The 21,990-nt window shown below is 47.4% G+C and carries 21 protein-coding genes; 14 read left to right on the plus strand and 7 right to left on the minus strand.

The annotated features are described in order from the left end of the window. Positions 1-53 precede the first annotated feature (53 nt). The 3 genes from JHD44_RS10740 to JHD44_RS10750 all read right to left on the minus strand — a co-directional run bounded on the left by JHD44_RS10740 (position 54) and on the right by JHD44_RS10750 (position 3,959). A complete protein-coding gene (locus tag JHD44_RS10740) occupies positions 54-1,124 on the minus strand; it encodes a GGDEF domain-containing protein (RefSeq protein ID WP_199462752.1) in 1,071 nt (356 codons plus the stop codon). A 186-nt stretch (positions 1,125-1,310) separates the two neighbouring features. Then, positions 1,311-2,975, minus strand: a complete 1,665-nt coding sequence (locus JHD44_RS10745; RefSeq protein WP_233402016.1) for a SulP family inorganic anion transporter — start codon at positions 2,973-2,975, stop codon at positions 1,311-1,313. Positions 2,976-3,065: 90 nt separating this feature from the next. Further along, on the minus strand, positions 3,066-3,959 hold the full coding sequence (locus tag JHD44_RS10750; protein ID WP_199462753.1) for a LysR family transcriptional regulator: 894 nt from the start codon (positions 3,957-3,959) through the stop codon (positions 3,066-3,068). 117 nt (positions 3,960-4,076) lie between these two features. Here JHD44_RS10750 and JHD44_RS10755 point away from each other — a divergent pair, with 117 nt between their 5' ends. Next, on the plus strand, positions 4,077-4,595 hold the full coding sequence (locus JHD44_RS10755; RefSeq protein ID WP_199462754.1) for a lactoylglutathione lyase family protein: 519 nt from the start codon (positions 4,077-4,079) through the stop codon (positions 4,593-4,595). A gap of 60 nt (positions 4,596-4,655) precedes the next feature. Here JHD44_RS10755 and JHD44_RS10760 read toward each other — a convergent pair whose 3' ends face one another. After that, a complete protein-coding gene (locus JHD44_RS10760) occupies positions 4,656-5,207 on the minus strand; it encodes a carboxymuconolactone decarboxylase family protein (protein ID WP_199462755.1) in 552 nt (183 codons plus the stop codon). A gap of 124 nt (positions 5,208-5,331) precedes the next feature. Here JHD44_RS10760 and JHD44_RS10765 point away from each other — a divergent pair, with 124 nt between their 5' ends. The 9 genes from JHD44_RS10765 to JHD44_RS10805 all read left to right on the plus strand — a co-directional run bounded on the left by JHD44_RS10765 (position 5,332) and on the right by JHD44_RS10805 (position 14,185). Next, the gene (locus JHD44_RS10765; protein WP_199462756.1) at positions 5,332-5,907 is read left to right on the plus strand and encodes a TetR/AcrR family transcriptional regulator; all 576 of its coding nucleotides are present in this window, start codon (positions 5,332-5,334) and stop codon (positions 5,905-5,907) included. Between the two features lie 110 nt (positions 5,908-6,017). Beyond that, positions 6,018-7,631, plus strand: a complete 1,614-nt coding sequence (locus JHD44_RS10770; RefSeq protein WP_199462757.1) for a 2OG-Fe(II) oxygenase — start codon at positions 6,018-6,020, stop codon at positions 7,629-7,631. Between the two features lie 173 nt (positions 7,632-7,804). Beyond that, complete coding sequence (locus tag JHD44_RS10775) at positions 7,805-8,416, plus strand: thermostable hemolysin (RefSeq protein WP_199462758.1); 612 nt, start codon at positions 7,805-7,807, stop codon at positions 8,414-8,416. A gap of 7 nt (positions 8,417-8,423) precedes the next feature. Continuing rightward, positions 8,424-9,956, plus strand: a complete 1,533-nt coding sequence (locus JHD44_RS10780) for an AMP-binding protein (RefSeq protein WP_199462759.1) — start codon at positions 8,424-8,426, stop codon at positions 9,954-9,956. A gap of 22 nt (positions 9,957-9,978) precedes the next feature. Next, a complete protein-coding gene (locus JHD44_RS10785; protein ID WP_199462760.1) occupies positions 9,979-10,662 on the plus strand; it encodes a TenA family transcriptional regulator in 684 nt (227 codons plus the stop codon). A gap of 8 nt (positions 10,663-10,670) precedes the next feature. Next, complete coding sequence (locus JHD44_RS10790) at positions 10,671-11,465, plus strand: SDR family oxidoreductase (protein ID WP_199462761.1); 795 nt, start codon at positions 10,671-10,673, stop codon at positions 11,463-11,465. Positions 11,466-11,472: 7 nt separating this feature from the next. After that, positions 11,473-12,108: a tetratricopeptide repeat protein gene (locus JHD44_RS10795; RefSeq protein ID WP_233402017.1), complete on the plus strand. Its 636-nt coding sequence runs from the start codon at positions 11,473-11,475 to the stop codon at positions 12,106-12,108. 3 nt (positions 12,109-12,111) lie between these two features. Next, positions 12,112-12,768 (plus strand): response regulator, encoded by a 657-nt coding sequence (locus JHD44_RS10800; RefSeq protein ID WP_199462762.1) that lies wholly within the window; start codon positions 12,112-12,114, stop codon positions 12,766-12,768. Continuing rightward, positions 12,758-14,185 (plus strand): sensor histidine kinase, encoded by a 1,428-nt coding sequence (locus JHD44_RS10805; protein ID WP_233402019.1) that lies wholly within the window; start codon positions 12,758-12,760, stop codon positions 14,183-14,185. Before JHD44_RS10800 ends, JHD44_RS10805 begins: the two co-directional genes overlap by 11 nt. Here the strand turns inward: JHD44_RS10805 and JHD44_RS10810 are convergent. The 3 genes from JHD44_RS10810 to JHD44_RS10820 all read right to left on the minus strand — a co-directional run bounded on the left by JHD44_RS10810 (position 14,175) and on the right by JHD44_RS10820 (position 18,403). Then, on the minus strand, positions 14,175-15,947 hold the full coding sequence (locus tag JHD44_RS10810) for a sensor domain-containing diguanylate cyclase (RefSeq protein WP_199462763.1): 1,773 nt from the start codon (positions 15,945-15,947) through the stop codon (positions 14,175-14,177). The genes JHD44_RS10805 and JHD44_RS10810 overlap by 11 nt on opposite strands. A gap of 112 nt (positions 15,948-16,059) precedes the next feature. Beyond that, a complete protein-coding gene (locus tag JHD44_RS10815; protein ID WP_199462764.1) occupies positions 16,060-16,782 on the minus strand; it encodes a TrmH family RNA methyltransferase in 723 nt (240 codons plus the stop codon). 1 nt (position 16,783) lies between these two features. Next, complete coding sequence (locus JHD44_RS10820) at positions 16,784-18,403, minus strand: NAD(P)/FAD-dependent oxidoreductase (RefSeq protein ID WP_199462765.1); 1,620 nt, start codon at positions 18,401-18,403, stop codon at positions 16,784-16,786. Positions 18,404-18,573: 170 nt separating this feature from the next. On the opposite strand from JHD44_RS10820, the gene JHD44_RS10825 reads away from it, so the two are divergent. From JHD44_RS10825 to rluF, 4 genes are all read left to right on the plus strand, one after another. Then, positions 18,574-19,512, plus strand: a complete 939-nt coding sequence (locus JHD44_RS10825; protein ID WP_199462766.1) for a LysR family transcriptional regulator — start codon at positions 18,574-18,576, stop codon at positions 19,510-19,512. A 64-nt stretch (positions 19,513-19,576) separates the two neighbouring features. Beyond that, entirely contained in the window at positions 19,577-20,191 is a 615-nt protein-coding gene (locus JHD44_RS10830) for a LysE family translocator (protein WP_199462767.1), read from the plus strand. 85 nt (positions 20,192-20,276) lie between these two features. Continuing rightward, positions 20,277-20,897 (plus strand): 23S rRNA (uridine(2552)-2'-O)-methyltransferase RlmE, encoded by a 621-nt coding sequence (rlmE, locus tag JHD44_RS10835; protein WP_133561703.1) that lies wholly within the window; start codon positions 20,277-20,279, stop codon positions 20,895-20,897. 4 nt (positions 20,898-20,901) lie between these two features. Then, entirely contained in the window at positions 20,902-21,984 is a 1,083-nt protein-coding gene (rluF, locus tag JHD44_RS10840) for a 23S rRNA pseudouridine(2604) synthase RluF (protein WP_199462768.1), read from the plus strand. Positions 21,985-21,990 lie beyond the last annotated feature (6 nt).

Genomic DNA, 21,990 nt, shown 5'->3' on the forward strand with positions numbered 1-21,990 from the left:
CTGGGAATACAGTCCCTCTTTTCGCTGTTAAGCGTCGGCTTGCTGTGTTTACTCTATGCTACAACTGAGTCTGCCACGACTTGATTACGACCGTTTTGCTTAGCGCGGTACAAGGCTCTATCGGCGCGGGCAATGATTGCACTGCTCGTTTCATTTGTTACTCGCTCGGTCACTCCGAAGCTAGCGGATTGCTTAGGCACCAAGGAAAACGATGTACTGTAAACCTGCTCACGCACGGTTTCAGCGAGTCGAGTGGCTTGGGGTAACGATAAGTTGGGACAGACGATCAAGAACTCTTCACCACCAAAGCGAAAAGCCATATCGCTTTCACGAATATTCTGGTGAATCACCTTGGCGATCTCGATTAACACTTTATCACCCGCTGCATGGCCGTATTCGTCATTCACGCTTTTAAAGTGGTCAATATCCAACAGGATCGCGGCTAAAGGTTTTTGCTCTTGCTCACATTGTTCGATTAACTCTGGCACACACTCATTTAATTTGCGTCGGTTGAACAACCCCGTTAATGAATCACTGTATGCTTGCTCTTCTGCAGCCATTTTATCTCTTTCTAATGTTTCCGCGCGTTGCACAAGCTTTTGTTCATTCTTAGTCAATTCAGATATAGAAGCGTCTTGCTCCTGCATGTAGCGATATAAAAAAACATGAATGATTTGACCAAGCGTGACGATAGACGCGATTGATAGGCATACTCTGATGGCAGAGTAAAAGTCTTGCCCAATGGTAATCGATGCAATGTAGATCGATGTGCCGAGTAATCCGATCGATATCAGACCATAGATGGCTCGATTCGCCAGAAACAGGCAGATCACTAACACAAAAGGATAAAGGCTTAACGCGATAAAGCCATTTTTGAAAGCCGCGATACTCGCCGTCACGGCGACGATGATAGCCAGCAGGTTTCCCAGTGACTCAGGTATCCTGCGCTCACGAAACCACAAATACAGTCCGTATAGGTTGCCAATAGAGAAAAGGATCGCGCCGATCAACAAATCATTGATCGAAATGGCTGGGGTATAAAGTACAACGCAGACAAACGAAACAGTGAAGATAGCACTGATAAATAGGACGCTCGCCCTAATTTTTTCAAGCAAATAATACATATCAGTGCTACCCCCGTTTACCGGCTAAGTGAACACTTCCAAGAGCCACAGTGATGCTATGGCTGAGTATTGTGATCAGTTTGTATTGAATATATACAATTCTAATTAAGCCTTCATTCAAATAGCAAAGGCTTAATTGTATGGATTCTTTACAATCCGTATGAACATGTAATAAATACCCTAAGGTCAGTGCGTCGCCTTCGCCTCAATATAATCTAGCGCGGCTTGCAAGGCTTGTTCACGGGTCGCGCAGTCGTTGCCTTCTTGAATAAAGCTCATCACGTGGAATTTATCGAGTTGTTCACGGGTGCGTTCATTCGGACACAGAAGTAAAACTTCGCAGTTCACGTCGTTGGCGTCTTTGATGGCGTTTTCAAGCGCTAAGCCTACGGTGACGTCGATCATGGGCACGTCGCTCAAGTCCAAAATCATCACATCGTATTCATCGATGCTGGCATGTTGGCGTGAGATGGCTTTGGAGACACTAAAGATCATTGGGCCAGATAAGTAGAAGAACAGCACCTTACCTTGAGCTTGATCCAGCATGGCACGTTCATCGTCGGTTAGAGGAACGTTGTTGTTATCCGAGTCACTGATGGCTTTTACATGACGAGTCTGTTCGCGGCTCAGTTTTTCGATAATGATGATGTTAGAAATAAATACGCCGAGGCCGACCGCTGCGATTAAATCGACAAACACCGTCAGCAGCATCACGCCATACATAATCGCCATGCCTGACAAGCTGACTTTGTGAGCCCGTTGAATAAAGCTCCAATCGAGAATGTTAAAGCCGACATAGACTGCAATACCCGCCAAGACCGCCATTGGAATCGGTTCGGTAAGTCCTCCTGCAACCAATACCACCAGTGCTAATACCAATGCGCGCACAATACCTGATACTGGAGAGCGTGCGCCCACTTGGATATTGGTCACTGTCCCCATGGTCGCGCCAGCACCTGGCAAAGCACCGAATAAACCAGAAATCATATTCGCAAGACCCTGACCGCGCAGTTCTTTATCGGAGTCGTGCTCGGTACGCGTCAATGAATCGCCAATCACCGCTGTGAGCAAGGTATCAATACAACCCAGAGTACCTAGTACCAAGGCATCAATGACCATTTTGGTGAACATATCCGCACTAAAATGCGGCAACACCAACGATGGCAAACCAGATGGGATTTCACCGATACGACGGATGCTATCGCTATCAAACAGAATGACCGAAATCAGTGTGATCGCCACCAGCGCCACCAATTGAGCGGGAACGTATTTTCGATACTGCTTCGGAAAGAAAAATAACACGGCCAACGTCAAGACACCGAGTAATAGCTCGCGCCATTGCAAGTTCGCTAGAGTCTCAGGGATTGCCATCAACGTGCCGCTAACGCCACCTGGAGGTGCTGGGGACCCTAGCAAGGGGGATAACTGCAAGATAATCAGAATAACGCCGATACCGGACATAAAGCCCGATACCACACTGTAGGGCATTAAGGTGACGTACTTACCGAGTTTGAGCCAGCCGAGCAGCATCTGGAAGGCTCCCGCCATCATGACCACGGTAAACGCCATAGCCATGCCGTGTTCTGGGTACTCAGCCATCATGCTGGTCAAGACCGCTGTCATAATCACGGTCATTGGGCCAGTCGGTTCAGAAATCAGCGTGGTAGACCCACCAAATAACGCTGCAAAAAAGCCGACCATAATCGCGCCCCAAAGGCCTGCTTCTGCCCCAGCACCGGATGCCACACCAAATGCCAACGCCAATGGGAGAGAGATGATTGCAGTGGTCACACCACCAAACACATCCCCTTTAAAATCGAATGCAGCAAAACGCTGAGAATCTAACAACAAACACCCCCAATGGTTGCGATAAGGACACGAATAACAAAGGCTAAAACGTTATAAGAGTAACATATTTCGAGGGTCTGCAAGACAAAAGACTCATCCTGACGATAGGATCTTCGCCAATGCTTTAAAAATAGTATCGTAGCGTTTGGGTAAGGTGCGATAACGCTTGTGCACCAAATATAAGGTCTCTTCGACTGGCTGTTTCGGCACCACGACATGCAAGCTCTCCTGATGCGCAAAGCTCGCCACTGCCGCTTCTGGTAAAACCGTAAACCCTAGCCCTTTTGCAACGGGTAAGAGAATCTGGCCCAGCTGGTTAATATAACCCGTTACAGCAAGGCGTTCGGTGTCTAACTCAGCTAAGACTGAATCACCACAGCGTTCTAGATATAAGGGAAGGTAATGCTTGGCATCTGGGTGATTAATCAGCCCTACTTGATGCAATAACTCTGGCTGTATCACCGCATCTTGATAGGCACTAGGCAACACCAGACATAAAGTTTCACTGCCGATAACGGTACTTTGATATTGGGTCTCGTTAGGTTGATGTGTCACGATTCCCAAATCGACCGCGCCTGTTTGCAGATCCTGCAGTGTCTTATGGTTAGGAGCGACTTCTAGTTGGATGATTAAGTTAGGATGCTGTTGCTGTAACACCAGCAATGGTGTGTACAAAAGCAGTGCTAGGGCGCCAGAGCACGACAATTTGCAGACACCGGAAAAGGGGTCATCAAAGCTTAGGCGTTCTAGTAAAGTGGCTTCGTCCTTTGTGACCTTTAACGCATAGTCGTACATCAAACGCCCCTGCTCGGTCAGCTCAAAGCGCTTCCCTTCTCGCTTAATCAAAAGATGGCCGCAGGCGCTTTCCAATTTATGAATGTGTTGGCTCACCCCAGGCTGAGTCATGTGCAGCACCTCAGCCGTCTGAGTAAAGTGCCCCACTTCCACTAAAGTTTTAAACGTATTCAGCCAAATAGGGTTTAGCATTGACGCTCCCTGATAACAATAAATTATTATTTTGAGAATAAATGATAATTTTTAATTTATCAGCCTCAATTTTATAGTGACCTCATCGAAGCACATAGTATTTATAGCGAGGTTAATATGTCTGTTCACGCAACAACGCCCTATCCAAGAACATTCTCACACATTGGTATCTCGGTACCGGACCTAGAAGCAGCGGTGAAGTTTTATACCGAAGTTTTGGGCTGGTATTTAATCATGGAGCCGACCGAAATCGTCGAAGATGATTCTGCCATTGGTGAGATGTGTACCGATGTCTTTGGCGTGGGCTGGGACAAGTTTCGCATTGCACACCTATCAACAGGTGACCGCATTGGTGTTGAGCTGTTTGAGTTTAAAAACCAAGAGAACCCGGAGAACAACTTCGAGTACTGGAAAACGGGCATTTTTCACTTCTGTGTCCAAGACCCAAATGTCGAAGAGCTGGTTGAACGCATCGTCGCAGCAGGCGGCAAGAAACGCATGAAGGCTCCGCGTTACTACTACCCTGGGGAAAAGCCATATCGAATGATCTACATGGAAGACCCATTTGGCAACATTCTTGAAATTTACAGCCACAGCTACGAGCTACATTACGCTAGCGGTGCCTACACAGGTTAATGCTTTATCGCATCACAGATGCCAGCGTCCATGCTGGCATCTGCACGATAAGCTAGACGATTATTTCTTTTCCCAAGCATACACTTTGAACACCTCGTCCACTGGTGTTTGCGCTAAATGATTTACGTAGTTACTCATCACTTTTTGCGACAATCCCAAGATAATTTCCAGCAACTGCTTCGGACCATAACCCGCTGCAAAGAAGGCTTCGACCTCTTGTTCTGATAAATTACCGCGGCTTCGTACCATGGCCAGAGTCGTATCATGAAGAGCTTGTAACCTAGCCGTTGGCATCGGTGCTTCATTACGTAGCGCTTCCGTTAGCGCTGGATCCACCTTCATCATATTGGCAATGCCTGTATGGGCTGGCACACAGTAATGGCATTCATGCTCAACGTTGATGGTTTGCCAAACCACAGTGAGCTCTTCTGCATCAAAGGATGTGTCTTGAAACAACTTGTGCAGCACCTGATAGCCTTCTAACAACTGTGGCGATTCTGCCATCACCTTATGTAACCCAGGTAAACGACCGAATGCTTTCACTGAATTTTCGATCAGCGGCTGACTCTCTGGCGGCGCAGTCTCAATAGTATGAAATGTAAAATGACTCATCATAATCTCCTCACCTTTCACAAAAGGCGCTCTTTGAATGAATAGAACCAAAGCACATTAACTGGATTTGAACGATCGTTCAAGCCATAATTGAACAAACGTTCAAGCAATTATTCGGCTCCCTATGAAATTCGATCGACAAGAAGCATTACATCAAGCCACCGACTTATTCTGGGCCAAGGGCTTCCATGCCACGTCTATGCGTACCATTCAGCAAGCCATGGACATGCGCCCAGGTAGCATCTACGCCAGCTTTGGCAGTAAAGAAGCACTCTTTAAGCAGGCGCTGCAGTACTACGCCGCCAACAGTCAGGCGCGGCTCGCCGCTTGCGTCGAGCAGTCAGACTCGCCCCTAGCTGGGCTGAAGCGTTTTATCTCTGAAGTAGTCATGGGCTGCGACCAAGCGCCAAGCAGCATGTGCATGTTGGTCAAAAGCATTACTGAGCTCACCGAAGACAACGTCGAGCTGCTTCTAGAAGCCAAGCGATTGTTAAATGGTATGGAACAGGCGTTTGCAGAAGTGCTCGCCCAAGCTCAAGCGCAGCAGCAACTTTCAGGCGACGTAGACAGCACGCGTCTAGCACGCTACTTGCAAATGCAGCTAATGGGGCTACGCGCTTACGTGCGCGCCAATAGCGATGCGAAAGAACACTTGGAAAGCTTGATTGATGATGTGTTTAATGGATTCATCACAACATGAGAAAGAATACGACTACCCAACTTCTCGAGTCGTCTGGTAGTCTGTTCTCTTCAAATTACTCTCATGAGGCGTTTAAACGACAATAAACGCCTGCTATCAAGGGAAGACCTATGCTGAGTTTTGCTCCAATTCAAAAAAACTATCCTAATACACAGATGCTGAATGCTATACCTTTCGTCGGCTTTCAGGATGATGTGCTGTCCGCTGAGGAATGCGAATACATTATTGAACTGGCTTCTGGCAAAACACAAAGAGCAAAGGTTTCCCTAGACAAAGAAAGTGAGATCATCCCCGGGCGCAGCGGTAGCAACTGCTGGATCAGCTACGCCTCTGATGAGAAGGTAAAGCGAATCGGTGAACGCATCGCTCAAATCGTTGGCATTCCATTGGAAAATGCTGAGGCGATGCAGGTGATTCACTATGGTCCCGAGCAGGAGTACCGCAGCCATTACGATGCCTACAACTTAGCCAATGAGCGCGGACAACGCTGTTGTCGTTATGGCGGACAGCGCTTGGTCACTGCGTTGGTGTATCTGAATGATGTCGAACAAGGTGGCGGAACACGTTTCGATAAGCTTAATACTGCTATCGAGGCAAAACGTGGGCGTATGGCGTTATTTAATAATGTCGACGAGGATTACAATCGCCCTCACCCTAACAGCCTTCATGCGGGAGACGCTGTTATCAAAGGTGAAAAATGGGCGTTTAACATTTGGTTCCACGCGCGGCCTATGAAAGAAAGGCAAAATTTTGAACAATACGCCAGCCTGAAAAAGAGTCATCAGCCACATACAGAAAGCACTCTAATGCCGATCATAGCCAATCGTGCTCGGGATATTTTTACGCAGGCCATCAATCAGCTCGATCCTGTTCTGATTAAACAAGCCCACCCAGCCTGTTTTACCTACTGGGACACTTACGGGCATTCTGCCCCTGATTTATCGGATATTGATAACAAGACCGCAGTGTTCAAATTAATCGAACGACGCATCACCAACCCGCTGGCCAATAAAGGTCAACTTGCCCAACTCCTGCAAACGCACCAGCTTGAACACCTAGCACCAAAAACCTTTTTCAAGGTCGAACATGCTATCGCGTATGATGCCCCAGACTCTTCTCTTTGGTTTATAAAGCATATTTTCGGTACTGGCGGTAAGGATATGCGCTGCCTTCGCAAAGAAGAGTTAACAAGCATCGCTTTAGAGAAGGATCAAATCATTCAGGAAGGCGTTACTCAACTAAACTTGCTCAATGGGCGTAAGTTCACTGTGCGTATTTACTGTTTCATTTGGAATCAGAAAATTTATCTGTATAAAAATGGCTTTTTGGTGGTTCATGGAGCCGACTTTGACCCCAACAGTACAGATTACAAAGTACAGATTGATCACACGGGGTATCACAAGTCAGACGGACAAGTGAAACTCGTGCCACTGATAAACTATGCTGACTACAATCGTTACTACCCTCTTATCAAAGAGTTGGTATCCAATCTACAGCCGATTTTAGAAAGCACACGTCATGCTTCGAGTCCGCTGGACTACACCATGTTAGGAATGGATGTTTTGCTGCGTGAAGACGGTTCGGTTCGTCTGCTAGAAATTAATACCGTCCCCAACTTCATTCACTCTCGTGAGGTCATAGAACGCGTTAATATTCCTTTTTTCAAAGCGGCTATCAGCACGATGCTTGGGGATAGCAGTATCGTTTTTGAAAAAATCTGTTAATCAAACAACGTTTACCAAAGCCGTTATTTTTATATAACCTTTTGTTTTTAAATGCATAAAATCGACCACCGTACATTTGAAAGCAATCTTTACTCACAAATTCTCCCATCCTTAAGAGTTTCTTAAGTTTCGCGCTTTATCTTTTGATTATAAATCAAACAGAGGAAGCGCGAATGAAGCACTCTATTACACGAACTGATAACGAATTATCTCTCGATATTGTGTGTCCTTCTGACCCACGCTGGGAGGCCGTTGTTAAGCATGTGTCGACTCGGTATCGCCAAGCTTTCTTTGCTGATTTACAACAATTCATGCCGGCTTATCTCACCCTGACGGACCATAACGAGATCATGTCTGTCTGTGGTTTCCGCCAAGCTAACACTGAACAATTGTATCTAGAGCAATACCTAGATGATGAAGCACAAATCCTGCTATCAGATGCCTTCAAGTGCGAGGTTAAGCGCGACCACTTGGTGGAGTTTGGTCACTTAGCGTCTTTCGCTCAAGGATTGTCGACTCTGCATTTCTATCTGATTGCGCAGATGTTGGTAGAACGTGGTGTGGAGTGGTGTATTTTCACCGCAACCGAATCCCTTCATACCATGATGGCGCGCTTAGGACTTGAGCCGCAGATCATTGCTCAGGCTGACAAAAGCAAAGTACCAGACGCCCACACAACTTGGGGGGCCTATTACGAGCATCAGCCGAGAGTGCTAGCCGGCAACTTAGTAAAAGGACTGGAGCGCTTAAGCTTCGTTCAAGAACGCAGACGCAAACTCGCCTAGGTATCCTATGAACAAGATTCTTTTCGCACTGCATCATTGGGCTCAACAAGCACCGAATAAAGTCGCGTTGGTCGGCCTCGACCATCACGAACAGCCTTATCAGCTAAGCTATGCAGAACTTTGGCAACAGGTGCAACAGACGTCAGAGCAGCTTAAAGCCCTGAATATCACTTCTCTTGCGTTACGTGCAGAAAACTCACTCTATTGGGCCATTATCGATTTAGCCGCGATGCATGCCGGGGCCGTCGTTGTACCTGTGCCTACTTTTTTCTCTGAACAGCAAGTACTGCATACTCTGGAACAATCGGATGTGGATGCGTTAATCGGCGACTGGAGTACCATTCGATCCGACGCCTTACAAGCACTGGGGGTACAAATCAGTACACCAGAGTACCTCGTTAACTTGCCTGTTTATCGCCGCACATCAAATGCCCAACATGCTTACCTATCTGGGACAGGGAAAATCACCTTTACGTCAGGTTCAACGGGTCAACCAAAAGGCGTGTGCTTAAGTCACGAGCACATCAGTATTGTCGCTCAGTCCTTGGCAGATTGCGTTAATGGCATTGCTGAGACACATCTGGTGTTACTTCCTCTTTCTACGCTACTGGAGAATATTACGGGTATCTATGTGCCGATTTTGTTGGGGGCCACATCGCATATTTTACCGGGACAACGCACGGGGCTGATGGGCTCTAGTCAATTCGACCCGCAACGCTTTGCTCAAACATTAGCGGTCATTCAGCCAGAGAGCTTAGTGCTGACGCCGGCTCTATTATTGGCACTTATTCATGTGGCGACGCTGCAACCAGCATTGGTGACATCACTTAAATTTGTCGCCGTTGGCGGTGCCCGCGTGTCTTCACAACTGATTCAAGCCGCTCATGCATTGGGTATTCCTGCGTTTGAAGGCTATGGCTTATCTGAATGTGGTTCTGTGGTGTGCCTAAACACACCAACGTCTATGAAAGCAGGCTCTTGCGGTAAGCCACTGCCTCACTCAGAAGTTCGCATCGCAGAAGATGGCGAACTGTTGGTAAAAGGTAATGTTGCCTTGGGTTACCTCAATGAGCCCTTTCAGTCGGAATGGCTGGCGACTGGCGACCTTGCACAAATGGATGAGCAAGGGTTTATCACCCTTTCTGGACGTAAGAAGAATCTGATTGTTACCGCATATGGACGCAATATTTCCCCTGAATGGATCGAATCTGAAGCGCTTGCCCTCTTGCCGATGAACCCTCTTATCATCACGGGAGATGGCGAACAAGCTTTGTGTGCCGTGGTAAGTAACGCTGAGGATGTGCTGAATAAAGTGGCGCAACTTAATGCGTTACTACCGGACTATGCCCGTATCCGCACCTTGCTGTTATTGGAGAATCCCAACGCCATCCCTCATTGGTACACCGACAATGGCAAGGTCAAACGCGATGAAGTAGAAGCCAGCGTTAAGCAATTGCTTGCGAGCCATGGCGACCTATCACTCGCAGGCCAGTCCATAGAGCGCATCGATTTACCTTTTTCTCACCCTATTTCTGTCTAATTTTTATTTTTTGGAGATTGTTATGAGTCGTTTTTTTGATCAACTAAAACAGCAAACACAACCCGCTCAAACGCAAATGCTCATGGCCCCGGTCATCGCCAATGTGCAGCAAGGCAATATTTCGAAAGAACTGTATATCGCGTTTTTGACACAAGCCTACCATCATGTAAAACACACCGTACCTTTGCTGATGGCTTGCGGCGGCCGTTTAACTCAAGAGTACGAATGGGTACGCAAAGCCTTGGCGGAATACATCGAAGAAGAGTACGGCCATCAAGAGTGGATTCTGAATGATATCCAAGCCTGTGGTGGTGATGCAGAAGCGGTTCGTCACAACATTGGCGAAGGCAAAGTCGGACAAGCGATTGAGTTGATGACATCGTATCTCTATCACCAGATTGATCGCCATAATCCTATGGCTTTGTTTGGTATGGTGTGGGTACTTGAAGGCACCAGTGTCGGCATTGGCGGTCAAATTGCAGCAAAGATCCAAAGCACGCTACAACTGCCTGAGTCAGCTATGAGCTATCTCGTTTCACACAGTGTACTCGACCAAGACCATTTGAAATTCTTTGAAGAGCTAATGAATCAAGTCACACAGCCAGAAGACCAACAAGCCATTATTGAATCGGCCAACATGGTGTTTTCTTTGTACGGCCAAATGCTGCGCGACTTGCCCACGCAATCAGCCCTGAATGCAGCCTGAGGTGATCTATGATTATCCAAGACAGTCACATCGTTTTAATTGGCGCAACAGGTGGCATCGGTCAAGCAACCGCACTTGAGCTGGCTCGTCGCGGTGCTCGTCTGACGCTGGTATCCCGCCATTTAGATGCACTCAATGAGTTGAAAAATACTCTCCCAAATCCTGAGCAGCATACTGTCATGGCGATCGATATTACTTCAAAAGTGGACCTTGCTAGCCTGTCTGAGCATATTCAGGCTCACGGAAAAGCAGACGCCTTAATTAATAATGCAGGCGCTAATCACTTTTCCATGCTCAGTCAGAAGCAGGCAAAAGAGGTAGAACATGACGTTCAGCTGAACTTGATCGCCCCTATGCTGATCTGCCAGTCCGCATTCTCTTGGCTAAATCAACCAGGCATCATGCTCAATATTGGCTCAACGTTTGGCTCAATAGGCTACCCAGGTTATACCTCTTATTGTGCAGCCAAAGCCGGATTGCAGCGCTTTACTGAAGCACTGGATCGAGAACTACACACTACAGGAATTCGAGTACTTTATCTGGCACCTAGAGCCACCGATACCGCATTGAACAGCCATGCGGTGATCGAAATGAATCAAAAACTAGGCAATAGAACCGATTCACCGTTAGTCGTTGCAGAACATATCGTCATGATGCTTGAACAGGAAATATCAGCTAAATGGATTGGCTGGCCAGAAAAACTGTTTGCTCGTATCAATCAAATCTTTCCAAGCATCGTGTCATCTGCCATTCGCAAGCAACACGCAACCATTCAAAATTTTATCAACCGTACAAGCCACTAGGAGGCAAATGATGAATAATAAACGACTCCTGACACTCGCCATTTGTTCCACACTGACCGCCTCTGCCAGTTTTGCCGCCTCAACAGAGCTGCAAGCGCTTCAAACAAGCTGGGCAAAGTGCCAATACAACACATCTGACAAAGACCAAAAAGAGCAATGTTTAAATGAAGTGGTTCAGAAGAATACTGAGTACCTAGATGCACACCCGAATGATCCTGAGTTAACCGTATGGCTAGCGATTAATAAATCGACTTTGGCTGGTGCTAAAGGCGGTTTAGGCGCATTATCATTGGTGAAAGAGGCTAAAGCATTACTCGAAAGCGTCATTGATCGTGCGCCGCAAACATTGGACGGCTCAGCCTACACCAGTCTAGGTTCACTATACTATCAAGTACCTGGCTGGCCACTCGGATTTGGCAATGATAAAACAGCTGAGCAAATGCTGAAAAAAGCCTTAGAAATTAACCCGAATGGTATCGATCCGAATTACTTTTATGCGGATTTCCTAGCACAAGATGGTCGCAAAGAAGAAGCCAAACAGTATTTCAATCGAGCCCTACAAGCTCCATCACGCCCTGACCGCCCGTTGGCTGATCAAGGCCGTAAAATGGAGATCCAAGCGAAACTCAAGGAACTTTCATAAGTTATGCGCTTACTACTGGTAGAAGATGACAAGTTATTAGGGCAATCCATGGTGACGTCGTTAAGTCGCCATGGCTACACGGTAGACTGGGTTGAGCAAGGGGCAGGCGTTGTCACTGCGTTAAAAACCGAAGTCTTTACTGCGGTGATTCTTGATCTCACTCTACCAGACATGGATGGATTAGACGTACTACGCAGCCTTCGTCATAGCGGTTACAAATTACCCGTTATGATTCTCACGGCAAGGGATGACATTCAAGACCGAGTGCAAGGGCTAGATCGAGGCGCTGATGACTACCTTGGAAAGCCGTTTGCGCTGGAAGAATTACTGGCTCGTTTACGGGTATTGATTCGACGTCAGTCTGGTAATGCGGATGAGGTCATTCAAGTTGGCCCTTTGACCTTATCCCTTTCAGAGCAAGCGGTTAGCTACGACAGTGAACCGCTGAAATTGACGAAGAATGAATTCAAATTACTCGCCAGCTTTATGATCAATGCAGGCCGGGTACAAAGCAAAGAGCAATTGCAGCAATCTCTGCACGGCTGGGATGACAGCGCCAGTGATAATGCCATCGAAGTACACATTCATAACCTTCGAAAAAAAGCCCCTAATGTTGTGATTAAAACGATTCGTGGCGTAGGGTACATTCTTGAAAAGTAATAAGCCCTATTCTATCAAGCGACAACTGACGCTGTCTGTAGGGCTGTTAGTCAGTGCCCTAATGCTGTTATCACTGTACTTCAATTTTCAGTCGGCCAAACACGAAGTCGAGGAAGTCTATGACGCACGCCTTGGCCAATCGGCCAAATTACTATTACTTACACTGTCCATTTCATCCACGGATGACGCCGCTCTAGCAAATTACAAAACGCACTTTGATCACTGGATGAACAATATAAACCAGATATCAAACGCCACAGCAGACGATGATCAACCAACCGCCTTTGGTCATCCCTATGAGCAAAATCTGGTGTTTCAATTTTATCAGCAGGGGCAATTAACGTGGAGCTCTGTCTCTGATCTACCTCCACTTTCAGATGCATCTTCTAATATTGGCTACTCCGACCTCCTCAAAGCGGGCGAACAATGGCGCACTTTTCAGGTGTCTATGCCAAACAGTGAGTCCTTAAATCAATATGTTGTGGTCGCGGAGAAACAGAAAATTCGTGAAGAAATTATTCATGAAATCGCTCTGTCGACGGCGGTTGAGCAGTTACTTCTATTGCCCGCTCTATTATTGCTACTGATTTGGCTTATTAACCAATACTTTCGCCCCATCAGTGAAATGCGTTCGGCGATTGCGCAGCGCAATCTACATCGCCTAGACCGTATCTATATTTCCAAAAATACCACTGAGTTAGCCCCCCTCGTTGAGGCACTTAACTCCCTACTCGCTGAACTGGAGCAAGCTTGGCAACGCGAAAAACGCTTCACACGTACAGCGGCTCATGAGCTCAAAACACCGCTCACTATTTTACGTCTTAACGCTGAAAACGCCTTGAAAAGTAACGACCCTGAGCAATTACGAGAAGATCTAGCGAATATCTTACAAGGCATAGATCGAACAGACCGTTTGATTCACCAACTGCTCACCTTGGCAAAAGTCGATAGTATCGGAGCGCCTGCCTTTGAGCGTGTTGAGCTATCTGCCATGCTTAAAGCAGTGGTTTCAGACCTAGTCCCTCTTGCCCTAAAACAAGATCAAGACATAAGCCTTAACGCGGAAGAAGTGAGTTGTTTAGGCGATAAGCTACTACTGGAGGTACTGTTTCGCAACTTAATCGATAATGCGATTCGCTATTCAGGAAAGCAAAGCACTATATGTGTGGACGTCACTCAAGAACATCACTCTATTAGAGTCTCTGTCTCCGATAGTGGCCCGACTATTCCTGAAGCAATCAGAGCACGCATCTTTGAACAGTTTTATCGAGGCGCCAGTCAGGTTGGCGATGGTGCAGGACTGGGTATGTCCATCTGTAAGGACATCACCTCATTGCATGGAGCAAGTATCGAGGTCACAGCAAAAGAAGGCGAAATGAACTGCTTTATCGTACGCTTTCCTATTACTAATCGATGATTTTATCACGACCTGTATTTTTGGCCTGATAAAGTTTCGTATCGACATCATGAATGATGTCCCCTAGGTTTTTCCCATCAAGGGTTTGTAAATGCGTGACCCCAAAGCTCAGCGTCACACTAACATCTTCCAAGATAGGTTGCTCAACAAGTGTTTGTCGCACAGATTGTAAGCGCTGCATCAGTTCATCTTTTTCCATACCCGCTATGACGAGCATAAATTCCTCTCCGCCATAGCGGGCAATAATATCGCTCTCGCGGAAATTCGTTTTCAACACTTGAGCAACCGCACTCAATGCTTCATCGCCCACATTGTGCCCATGGGTATCATTCACTTGTTTAAAGAAGTCGATATCACACAGCACCATAGCAAACGGTTTTCCATGTTGTTCTGCATGTTGACGGGCTTGCTCTGAAAGGAAGTTAAATCCTCGACGGTTATGCAACCCCGTCAGCTCATCGGTGGTACTTTGCTCCAATAGCACTTCATTTTCATCTTTAAGCTGAGAAGTACGCTGAGCGACTTTCTGTTCTAAGTTCTGCATAACGTCTGACAGATCACCTGCCATTTTTTGCAAACCTTGATTCAAAGAATGAATCTCTTTTACATGGCTCAACGTGTCAGGTAACGTGCGTATTTGACTTAAGGAATGCGCATTAACCGCGCTGTTCAAACGTAAAATAGGTTGACCGATGTAACGCGCTATCAGCGACCCTAACAAGGCAATACTGATGAAAATCGCCGCGACCACAATGAGTAAGCCTTCCGACAGCTCTGCTAGCATTCCCTTATAATAAGAATCCGGTATTAAAACGCCGATTAACCAAGTTTGACCATAGGGCAGCTCAATGGCTCTAACATTGTATAAATACCCTTTGTCTAAAATATCAACATGATGCACCCCAGGCTCTAACTGCTTTGCCGCTTGGCGGAATACAGGGCTTTGGTGAGACGCCAACGAAACACGCTGAACAGCACCATCAATCGTTTGGTACAGGGGGTTGGTATTGGAACTGGCGATCAAGTTACCGTTGGTTTCGGCTAGGAAAACATAGGAGTTATCAACTAGATCGATGTTTTGTAGATAGTTATCCAGTGACACTAAGGCGACACTGGTCGCGGTCACAGCCAAAAGCTCACCTGCTTGGTCATAGATCGGTACGGAGAGGCCCACACCTAACGAATGATAGCCAAAGTAAGGAGAGATCGAACTCCAAACCATTCCCTGCTTTTGTACCGCCTCCTGATAAAAAGGGCGTGACCTCGGATCATAGTTTTTATAGGCGGGCTCACTTTCTATATGTTTGCCCACGTAAGAGTACGGGTCATATTCGAAAGCCTCTAAACTGCCTGGAGAGTTTGTATAATTGGTTGCGACGTGATGGCTGGCATTACCAAAAGGATCACGTGTAGAGTTTATATAGCGACCATCTGAGGCGGTCGCCAAAGAAATAAACGTCATATAGGGATAAGGAATGGCTTGCTCATAGAATCGACCCGCTAACATATCGAGGTCATCTAACCATTCTGGATGATGGGATATCGCATCACGGTTCAACTCTGCCAGCACACTGAGCGGTGCCATAAACTCAGTAACACGGTCATACACTCGGCTTTCCACTTCTTGCATATAATGCAGGCCGACATTATCAGATACATTAGACAGTGTGACATTAGACAGTGTATAGACCGTCACGCCAGCTAGTGTAGCCAGAATAACAAACGGTATGACGATTAACCCTCGTAACGATACTAATGCCACTCAGTGATTCCTTACACCCGACTTCCACTATTTATATGCTTAACGCCTGTTTATTAGTACATAAGAATCTTTACATAATATTCTTGTGTACTAAGTTTTGTGTAACATTATGTTAACGCTGACGCTCGTATACACTCAAATTGACTGCGGTTGCTAGGTTGAGCGATTCAATTAGCCCAACGCCAGGGATGGTAAAGGCTTTCGCCTTTAGGCTATCCAAATGCTCACGTGGTACGCCACGGGCTTCGTTGCCAAAGATGTAGCAATCACGCTGTTTGAACGCTGGTGAGCTTAATGGCTCACCCTGCATATCCAAGCAAGCAATCGCCTCAAAGCGCTCTGGCAAAGTCGTGATATCCACATCTAGCTCCATTGGTACATGGAACAACGCGCCCATGCTGGAACGAATCACTTTAGGGTTAAACGGATCGACACTGCCAGGGCTTAGTAATAAGCGAAAGCCACCGAACCAAGCGAGAGTACGCAGAATCGTACCCAAATTGCCCGGATCTTGGATTTCATGCAGATAAATGCCAACCGCCTTCTCATCTGCTAAAGGTGAGATAGCAGCCATTGGAACCACCGCCAAAATGCCCTGTGGACTCTTGGTATCGGACATGCCCGCCATCTGCTTAGTACTGACTTCGATCTTTTCAAACTGAGTTGACCAATCGGCGTAATCCGCCGTCACATAAAGCTTGGCCGCCGCCAACTTAGGATTGTGCTTGGCCGCATTTTCCAGCTCCAGCACCAAGTGCTCTCCTTCCACTAGGCAATGGCCTAGTTCTTGGCGATATTTCTTTTGGTGCAGCTTTTTGATTTGGTCAATTTTCATCTTAAGCACCTTGTTGCTTCAGAATATCTAGCGCCACCGCTTCCGCCACTTTGATACCGTCAATGCCCGCAGACAAGATACCGCCCGCGTAACCGGCGCCCTCACCTGCTGGGTATAGGCCTTGAGTGTTCAAGCTCTGGTAACTTTGATGGTCTCGGGTAATACGAATTGGCGATGAGGTACGGGTTTCAATACCCGTTAGGATCGCATCGTCACGGTCGAAACCACGAATTTTCTTACCAAATGCAGGCAAGGCTTCGCGCACCGCTTCGATAATAAAGTCAGGCAACGCATCAGCAAGATCACATAGCTGGATACCTGGTTTGTAAGACGGCTCCACTTCGCCCAATTCAGTCGATGCTTGGCCTTTGATAAAGTCGCCAACAAGCTGTGCTGGCGCTTTGTAATCTGAACCGCCTAGTTTGTAAGCCACCGCTTCCAGACGCTCTTGCAGCTCAACACCAGCTAAGATACCGTCTGGGTAATCTTGTTCCGGGTTAATGCCCACCACAATGCCAGAGTTAGCATTGCGCTCGTTACGCGAGTACTGGCTCATACCATTGGTCACCACGCGGCCTTCTTCAGATGTAGCAGCCACCACAGTACCACCCGGACACATACAGAAGCTGTATACCGCACGGCCATTCTTTGCATGGTGAATCAGTTTGTAATCCGCTGCGCCCAGCTCAGGGTGACCGGCGTATTTGCCTAGACGCGCTTTGTCGATCAATGACTGTGGGTGCTCGATACGAAACCCGATGGCAAATGGCTTCGGCTCAATAAAGACTTCTTGTTTATGCAGCATACGGAAGGTGTCACGAGCACTGTGCCCCAGCGCCATCACCACGTGTTGGCTGTGCAGTTCAGTACCGTCAGCCAGCACCACACCCGTCACTTTTTGGTCCTCCAGCAACAAGTCCGTGACTTTCGATTCAAAGCGGATTTCACCACCTAGCTCGATGATTTCTTCACGCATTTTCGCTACTACACCGGTTAGACGGAAAGTACCGATATGCGGCTTGCTCACGTACATGATTTCTTCGGGCGCGCCCGCACGCACAAATTCGCTCATGACTTTACGGCCGTAGAATTTTGGGTCTTTGACTTGGCTGTATAACTTACCGTCCGAGAACAGACCTGCACCGCCTTCGCCGTACTGAACGTTCGATTCCGTATCCAGTTTCTTTTGACGCCACAACGCCCAGGTATCTTTGGTACGTTGACGCACGTTGCGACCACGCTCTAAGACAATCGGCTTAAAGCCCATTTGAGCAAGGGTCAGAGCCGCAAACAAACCACAAGGACCAAAGCCCACCACGATTGGGCGCTCGCTTAGGTTTTCAGGCGCTGTCGCCACAGGGTGGTATTCGATATCCGGTGCCACTTTCACATGCACATCGTCTTCAAAACGTGCTAAGACCGCTGCATCATTGCTGGTGTTTAGGTGAATGATGTACACGAAGGTGATTTCCGTATTCTTTTTACGCGCATCATAGCTGCGTTTAAAGACAAAGAAATCCAGCAACTCTTCATCTACAAGGTTCAGGCGCTTGATAATCGCCTCACGCAATGCAGCTTCTGGATGGTCTAGGGGTAGAGAAAGTTCAGATAAACGAATCATGGAAAGGTCCTGGCCGATTGACTCGGCAAAAGATAGTCCGGCGACAAATGTCGAAAAGTAAATTGTGGTCGCATTATACGCCTGCCTTGTTTACAAGTCAGTCAGAAGCGTTATCTATCACGGAAAAACTGTTATGTTAAGGCCTTTAATGCGCGTGACGAGAACACCCCATGCATCAAAACATTAACCTCAACTTGCTGCGATCGTTAAAAGTCCTCTTGGAAGAATGCCATGTCAGCCATGCAGCAAACCGACTCAACCTGACTCAATCCGCTGTCAGCCGTCATTTGAGCGTTCTGAGAGAAATGTTTGCAGACCCCTTGTTAGTTCGTGATGGCAACTTGCTGATTGCGACGCCCAAAGCGCTACTATTACAGAAGAAATTAGAAGGCTGGTTCGTCGAGTTGGACGACTTGATGAGCGATGAGGTGTTCGCCCCCCAGCTGTGGCAAGGGGAATTTGTGTTCTCTTCTAGCGACTACGTTGCTCAGTATATTTTGCCAGAAATCACCAAGACCTTGATGCAAGAAGCACCGCAAGTCACCTTAACCTATCGCTTATGGCAGCCGAGTTTACTCCATCAATTGCATGATGAAGGTATCCAACTAGCTTCCAGCATGTCCCTAGAAGCACCAGCAGGGCTATCCTCGGTTCAAATCGGTGAAGATCATTCTGTGTGTTTAATGGGCGCTCATCATCCACTGGCTTCAGCAGAGTCGATTAGCCTGGATCAGGTTCTTCATTATCCACATATAAAAATAGTCGGGGGCGGTGATAAAGATGGGCTGTTCGATGCCGCGCTTAAAGCACAAGGTAAACAACGCCGAATCGCGCTGAATGTACCGTTCTTCTTTGCCGCCGCCCAAGCGCTTTGTGACAGTGAGCTGCTCCTGATAACGCCAGAGCACATTGCTAAAAACCTTTCCGAACGCTATGACCTAACCTATCACCAACTCCCTTTGAAAACGCCAAAACATAAATACTGGCTCACATGGCACAGCAAATACGACCTAGACCCTGCCCATATGTGGGCTCGAAGCGTGATTGAGGAGATCATGACGAGGGTAAAAGGCTCGGTAGCTTATGATTTTAAATCATATCCATGTTGATCAATCATGATTTCATTTGATATTCACGACTTGCTAAAGTGCATTTCTTCAAAAGGAGAACATCATGACACTAACACTCTGGCTTTCTTTATTAGCGATTTGTTTGCTGGGCGCCATGTCACCAGGGCCAAGCTTGGTAATGGTTACCAAACACAGTTTAGCGGGCGGTAAAGCCAATGGCCTAGCCGCGGCGTGGGCCCATGCGTTTGGTATCGGGGTTTACGCGTTTATTTCCATGGTCGGCTTAGCAGTGATTTTCCATCAATTGCCTTGGCTGTATCAGATCATCAGCTACGCCGGTGCTGCTTACTTAATCTATTTGGGTGTTAATGCCATTCGTTCCAAAGGCGGTATCGCCGCGAAGCTGGAAGCGGGTCAAACCATGCCTGTTTGGCAATCAGCTAAAGAAGGCCTATTGATTTCACTGTTAAGTCCTAAAATTGCACTTTTTTTCGCAGCCTTGTTTAGCCCCTTTGTCGCCTCCGTACATTCGATCGATGGCAAAATGTTAATGGTGATGACGCCTTTCATTATCGATGGTTTGTGGTACACCCTGATTACATTAATGCTTTCAAATCAACGTCTTCTGAATGGACTACGTAAAAAAGCAGTGCTGATTGATCGCCTATCAGGGCTGATCCTCGTTGCCTTGGCAGGCAAAATTATCTTGTCCGCTTAGAACTCTGTCAGAGCCTTGCTTCCTTTGCTGATTGGCTGTCAGCGGTTACAATAGCGTTTTTATTCAATCCGGTAGCGAAATCACCATGGCTCGATCAAAAAGCAGTAACCGTTGGCTCGAAGAACACGTCAACGACCCGTACGTTAAAAAAGCTCAAATAGACGGTTACCGTTCCCGCGCCAGTTACAAACTGCTGACCCTGAACGAGAAAGATAAACTGATCAAACCTGGTAACTTGGTGCTGGATTTAGGCTCTGCTCCGGGTGGCTGGTCACAAGTAGCGTCTAAGTTAGTGGGTGACAAAGGTAAAGTCATCGCATCGGATATCTTGCCGATGGACACCATCGCAGGAGTTGAGTTTATCCAAGGTGACTTCACTGAGCAGGAAGTCTTCGATCAGATCATGACCGCAGTCGATGGCGCGCCAGTGGACGTTGTGATTTCTGATATGGCACCGAATATGAGTGGTGTCTCGGCGGTCGATCAAGCCTCATCCATGTATCTTGTCGAACTGGCACTGGATATGGCGATTCAAACGCTTAAGCCAAAAGGCTTATTCGCAGTGAAAGTGTTCCAAGGAGAAGGCTACGAAGAATTCGTCAAGCAAATGCGTCCGCACTTTGACAGTGTCGTGGTACGTAAGCCAGAGTCTTCGCGAGCACGTTCTCGTGAAGTATACCTAGTCGGCCGTGGCTTTAAAGGCTAATTCGATGCAGTTAAAAACCTCTATTCGCCTGAATAAATACATCAGTGAAAGCGGCCTTTGTTCACGCCGTGAAGCGGACCGCTTTATTGAGCAAGGCAGTGTTTACATCAATGGTAAGCGGGCTGGCATTGGCGATCAGGTCACGCCTGGCGACTTGGTGAAAGTAAACGGTCAAACCATTGAGCCAATGGAAGCGGAAGATCTGATCTTTATCGCGGTGAACAAGCCAGTGGGCATCGTCAGCACCACTGAGTCGAGCGAACCGAATAACATTGTTAGCTTCGTAAAACACGGTGCGCGTATCTTCCCGATCGGTCGTTTAGACAAAGACTCTCAGGGTCTGATCTTTATGACCAACAACGGCGACTTGGTTAACAAGATCCTGCGTGCGTCGAACAACCACGAAAAAGAATACCTAGTAACGGTCAACAAACCAATCACCGATGCCTTTATCGAAGGCATGAGTAATGGTGTGCCGATCTTGGGTCAAATGACCAAGAAATGTAAGGTGCACAAAGAGTCGACCTTTGTTTTTAACATCACCTTGGTGCAAGGCTTAAACCGCCAAATTCGCCGTATGGCTGAGCACTTTGGCTATGAAGTGGTTCAGCTTGAGCGTATTCGTATCATGAACGTTTCCCTTAAAGGCCTCGCCTTGGGTGACTGGCGTGACCTGACGCAAAAAGAGATCGCCACGATTGCTGACATGACCAAAGACTCGGACGGCAATGCGGCACCAAAAGCCTCTAACCCTCGTAAGCCAAAACCACGTCCTCAAGGACAAGGTAAAGGCAATCGTGACGGTAAGCCTCGTGTTGGAGGGCCAGGCCGTGGTGGTGAGCAACGAGGTAAAGGAAGTGGCCAAGGGGGACGACCCGCTAACGGTAAGCCAGCTACTGGTGGTCGTGGTAAACCAGCTCAAGGCAAAACCAACGGCAAAGGTGGTAAACCTCAAGGTAACGGCGGTAAACCAGCTTCAGTAGGTAAAGGCGGCGCGGGCCGTAGTAAACCTTTATCTAACGGTAAAAATAGCGCTGGTCGTGGCAAACCGGCCAAACCCGCAGGCAAAGGCGGACGTAGCCGCTAAGCATTC

The sequence above is a fragment of the Marinomonas ostreistagni genome, assembly GCF_016461785.1.
Taxonomy (GTDB): Bacteria; Pseudomonadota; Gammaproteobacteria; order Pseudomonadales; family Marinomonadaceae; genus Marinomonas; species Marinomonas ostreistagni_A.